Origin of the sequence: Microbacterium sp., from assembly GCF_030149085.1 — a bacterium.
Lineage (GTDB): Bacteria > Actinomycetota > Actinomycetes > Actinomycetales > Microbacteriaceae > Microbacterium.
Window position 1 is genome coordinate 1 of the sequence record NZ_JASBSF010000001.1, and the last position, 4,189, is coordinate 4,189.

6 protein-coding genes and 1 pseudogene are annotated in these 4,189 nt (G+C 64.6%); 1 reads left to right on the forward strand and 6 read right to left on the reverse strand.

The features are described from left to right. From Q1V87_RS00005 to Q1V87_RS00020, 4 genes and pseudogenes are all read right to left on the reverse strand, one after another. Positions 1-272, reverse strand: a pseudogene (locus Q1V87_RS00005) (hypothetical protein); the annotation flags it as partial. Continuing rightward, positions 265-672, reverse strand: a complete 408-nt coding sequence (locus tag Q1V87_RS00010; RefSeq protein WP_195692258.1) for a hypothetical protein — start codon at positions 670-672, stop codon at positions 265-267. The pseudogene Q1V87_RS00005 and the gene Q1V87_RS00010, both read right to left, overlap by 8 nt. 47 nt (positions 673-719) lie before the next feature. Then, positions 720-1,100, reverse strand: coding sequence for a hypothetical protein (locus Q1V87_RS00015; protein ID WP_195692257.1), 381 nt, complete (start codon positions 1,098-1,100; stop codon positions 720-722). A 72-nt stretch (positions 1,101-1,172) separates the two neighbouring features. After that, entirely contained in the window at positions 1,173-1,454 is a 282-nt protein-coding gene (locus Q1V87_RS00020) for a helix-turn-helix domain-containing protein (protein ID WP_036295200.1), read from the reverse strand. A 213-nt stretch (positions 1,455-1,667) separates the two neighbouring features. On the opposite strand from Q1V87_RS00020, the gene Q1V87_RS00025 reads away from it, so the two are divergent. Then, positions 1,668-2,309: an NYN domain-containing protein gene (locus Q1V87_RS00025; protein WP_036295197.1), complete on the forward strand. Its 642-nt coding sequence runs from the start codon at positions 1,668-1,670 to the stop codon at positions 2,307-2,309. 21 nt (positions 2,310-2,330) lie between these two features. Here the strand turns inward: Q1V87_RS00025 and Q1V87_RS00030 are convergent, their stop codons facing one another. Next, positions 2,331-2,747: a hypothetical protein gene (locus Q1V87_RS00030; protein ID WP_300590302.1), complete on the reverse strand. Its 417-nt coding sequence runs from the start codon at positions 2,745-2,747 to the stop codon at positions 2,331-2,333. Further along, a partial coding sequence (locus Q1V87_RS00035) for a hypothetical protein (RefSeq protein ID WP_300590304.1) occupies positions 2,740-4,189 on the reverse strand: 1,450 nt, incomplete at its 5' end. The genes Q1V87_RS00030 and Q1V87_RS00035, both read right to left, overlap by 8 nt.

Below are 4,189 nucleotides of genomic sequence, written 5' to 3' on the forward strand. Positions count from 1 at the left end.
TCGTGGTTGCCGGGGACGAGGAGTCGGCGTCCGTGCAGGTGTGCGGTGAGCGGAAGGGATTCAGCGATCGCTCCGAGCGCGAGATCTCCCAGGTGCAGCACGACGGAGTCAGGAGCGACAACGTCGTTCCACCGGCCAATCAGCGCGGCATCCATCTCCGCGACGGTTGAGAAGGGACGGTCGGCGAGCTCGCTGATGCGGGCATGACTGAAGTGGGTGTCAGAGGTCACGAAGTCGACTTGGTCGAAGTCGAACCAGGGGTACTCACGCATCGCCAGGATCCGGGGCGTCGGGATCCATCTCGAAGGCGCGAAGCAGCGTTCGTTCGAGGTCGCTGACCGGCTCCGGCGGCATCCCAGCGATCTCGTCACGCAGCTGACCGAGAGCGGCCTCGATTGCGGTCCGATGCTCGTCGCGCCAGGCGCGAACGCTCGGATCGCGGAGGACTCCGTCGTCACGACTGCCCGGATAGTCGAGCAGGAGCTCGGTCTCGATCGCCGACGCCATTGCGCGTGCATCGACTGCGCTGGTCATGCGGAGAATCGAGAGGTGGGTCGCGGCGTCCGAGCCCGACACCTCGACGAGGTAGCGCTGGATATCGCCATCCTCGCCGTGCGTGGTCGCGACGAGCGAGACCGTGACCGTACGGCCTGCGATTGAGATCTCGCGCATGCTTCCTCCTCGACGTAGAACCGGCCAACCTATCAGGCGGTGATGGATCAGTCAGTCTCCGGCTCGGGATAGATTCGTCCCGGCCGTACGACGTCGTCGTGTCCGGGGATGAAGGCGATCGCGCCCAGTCGGGTCCAGTAGCTGATCAGCCAGCGCTGGATGAGCTCGGTCTGTTCACGGCGTTCGAGGAGTGTCCGTCCCGGGTCTTCGATGACGTCGTCCCACGCGATGCTCGTGAACATCGCGTTCAAGAGTTCGGCGCACGACGGCCCAGTGCCATGTGTGTCCCACCATGCGATCGTCAGCCTGCCGGCTTGGGCTGCGGTGCTGGATCCGGCGGGCTCCTCGATCGTTCCGATCAGGGCGGTGAGGTAGGGATCTTCCACCGCCATGACGAACGACTCCTGGTTGAGTTCCGCAGCGCCCATACAGTGCAGAATGCCATACAGATTAGGCCTCTCCTGGTAGTCGCGGGCTGTCACCCGCAACGCCGAAGTGCCTCAGCGGATCGTGAGGTCGGGCGTCACGCTGGGCAAGAGGTCGGTGAGCTGAACGTCGAGCACCTGAGCTACCGCCAGCAGAGTCTTGACGGTCGGATTCGCGGGAGTTCCGGGCTTCGACTCACCCTTCTCGAGCTTCTGGTACGTGTAGCGGCTCAGGTTGGACTCGTACGCCACACGGTCCTGGCTGTACCCGACACGCGCTCGCTCCCGCTGGATGTTCTGGCCGAGCTCGCGAGCGTAGTGGTCCCACGCATCAGGCGAGGTCGCGGGAGAAGGCACCCCTCAAGCGTCACGATTAGGCCTCTGCAGTAAGGCCTAATCTGTATGGCAATCTCGATGGCTCGACAACCCGGCTCGGACACAAAGACGCCCTCCACGAGGGAGGGCGTCGGGCCACGGTTGGGATGAACAACCGGGCGGGGTGTATCCACACTATACACACGATCGCTGGTAGGAAGGTGATCACCTCGTGCACCGATATGGAGTCGTCTGTTGTCAGCCTCACCCGTTCCTGGACCACCGCACGAGCGCCTCATCGTCTACATCGACGGCTTCAACTTCTATCACGGCATGCACGACAAGTTCGGACGCTCGACGCTCTGGATCGACTTCGTCGCACTCGCGCAGAGCCTGCGCCCACGCAGCCACATCGTCGCGGTGAAGTACTTCACCGCACCTGTGCTGGGCGATGCGGGCGCGGCCAGTCGTCAGGCCTACCATCAGGCAGCCGTCGCTGCGCGTCACACCAACGTCTTCAGCGTCACGCAGGGCCGATATCAAGCGAAGACCGTGACGTGCTTCAACTGTCGCGCAACGCGTACGGTGCACGAGGAGAAGGAGACCGACGTCAACATCGCCGTTGCTCTTGTGGGCGACGCCGCTGCGAACGCGATGGACTCGGCACTGATCATCAGCGCCGACAGCGATCTTGCGCCCGCGGTCAGGGCGGCCAAACAATTCCGCCCGCACATGTTCATCGGCGCCGCCTTCCCACCCAAGCGGTTCTCGAGCGAACTCAAGCAGCTGATGCCCGCGTCGTCGCAGATCGGTCGCGACAAGATCCGCCAGGCTCTTCTGCCCGAGAGCTTCACCGTCGGCGCGACCACGTACACACGACCTCCGAAGTGGCGATGATGCGAACGAGGTAGCCCCCCGTCACCTGCGGCGTGGGTCCGCGTTCGGTCGCTTCATCGGAGTGATGTTGCGGCTCGGGTCGTCGCCACGCAGCAACTGGTTCTCGACGTGCAGCTCGGCGACGGCGGTTGCGGCGATCGTCAGCTGTGCTTCGAGGCTGCTCACTCGCTCGCGGAGCTGTTTGATCTGGGCTGCACGATCGGCCAGCGAGCTTCGCAACGACTCGATCTCACGATCTCGCGGCTGGGACCCGTCGACGCGACGTGCCCACTCATCCATGACCGCAGTCGCACGGTTCATGGTGGCGCGGCTGACGCCAGCTTCGCGATAGAGGTTCTCCTTGATGAGGCGTCCGTCGGTGCGGATCGCCGCGCCGGTGAGCAGGCGCTCCATCGCGTCGCGCAGTCGGCGTTCGGTCGCGGCAGAGATCTCAGGCATCCGTGAACTTCCTCGTGATACGGCGAACGTCTTCAAGTTCTGTCTCGAGTTGTTCGCGATTGTGTGGTGCCATCTTTCGGTCGCGCAGCTTCGCGACGAGGTCGCGTTCCTCCGCGATCCAGATCGGCGCGTGCTCCTCGGTGACGACGGAATTGCCGCAGGCGGTGGGTTGGCAGCGATTAGGCATGACGCCTCCTGCGGCCGCTTCGGCGGGCAGCCCCTTCAAGCACGCCGCCTGCTCAGGGATGCCGAGGCAGTGGTTGACGGTTCCCCATCGGAGCGTGCTGAAGCGATCGCGCAGGAGCGCGCGCAGTGTGCGCTCGTCGCCGACCTTGACCTCGTTGCTTGCGACGGCCACGACCTTCTCGAGCCCGTCTCGGAAGCGCTGTGCGCCTGCGCCTGCGAGCCTCATCTCGTGGTCTTGGTGAGAAGACCAGGCGCCGACCAACCGTGACGCGACAGCTTCCTGAAGCTCATGCTCGAACTCCGCGGCCCACTCCGGCGTCTCGCTCGCGTACCCGGAGGTCGTGCCGTTCGCGACGGCGCGTCGCGCTGCGTGCTTGAGCTGGATGCCGAGGGCGATCTCGCCGTCTGGCTGTTGCGCGGTGATCACGGCCATCGTCCGCCGGAACATGTGCGGTGCAAGCTGGAACGCGGGGATCGGTTCGAGACCGGCATCCGCGGATTGACCATTGAGTTGAGAGATGAACTGCTTCAGCTCGCTGTGACGATCGAACCGACCTGCTCCGTCGTGCGCTCGATGTTCACGTCGAACAGAGCTGAAGACGTCGTCGCCGAGAGCAAGTCGTTCCGCGACGGCGATTGCTTGCGCAACGGGTTCGATGATCCACCAGTTGCGTCGCTGGGTCCCACGCCGACCCTTCCGGAGCTGGGAGGTGACGGCGGGCGCCCCGTACGAAGTGGTGAGCGCTCCCTTCTTGATGCTCAGCAGTTCCGAGTCGCGCATCATCGTGAGAGCCGCGCAGAAGACGTAGCACGCGTTGCGGAGGAGCTTCAGTTGGACTCGGATCGTCGCCGGGTCGAATCCGTCGATCCACGGACCGACGGATCCATCGGCGCGTTCGATCGCCGTCGCTTGCGTGGCGAGCCCACCGCGCGCGGTCGCGAGCGTGCCGGAGCCGATCGCGTCGACGATGTCCTGACGTCGGCGGAGGACGTCAGGACGGTCCAACTCGGAGAACATCTGCTTGCTGTGCCCATCGGAGACGAGCAAGGAAAGAAGTGTCCAGTGGATCTCGCCCTCGCGGAATCTGCCGTACGTCATCCGATGCAGGGGCACCCGATTTCCGGGCGTTACGATCCATCGCGCGAGCGTGTCCTCGGGGTGTCGTACCTTCACGCGCTCGGCTTTGGGGCGGTCGAGCGCCGACCATTCCGCGGCGGCCGCAAAGATGTCGTGCGAGAACACGTTGATGTACTGC

Bases quoted from the DNA above. Each gene is read 5' to 3' on its own strand.
- Q1V87_RS00015 (WP_195692257.1), bottom strand. From the start codon at position 1,100: ATGGGCGCTGCGGAACTCAACCAGGAGTCGTTCGTCATGGCGGTGGAA.
- Q1V87_RS00030 (WP_300590302.1), bottom strand. From the start codon at position 2,747: ATGCCTGAGATCTCTGCCGCGACCGAACGCCGACTGCGCGACGCGATG.
- Q1V87_RS00010 (WP_195692258.1), bottom strand. From the start codon at position 672: ATGCGCGAGATCTCAATCGCAGGCCGTACGGTCACGGTCTCGCTCGTC.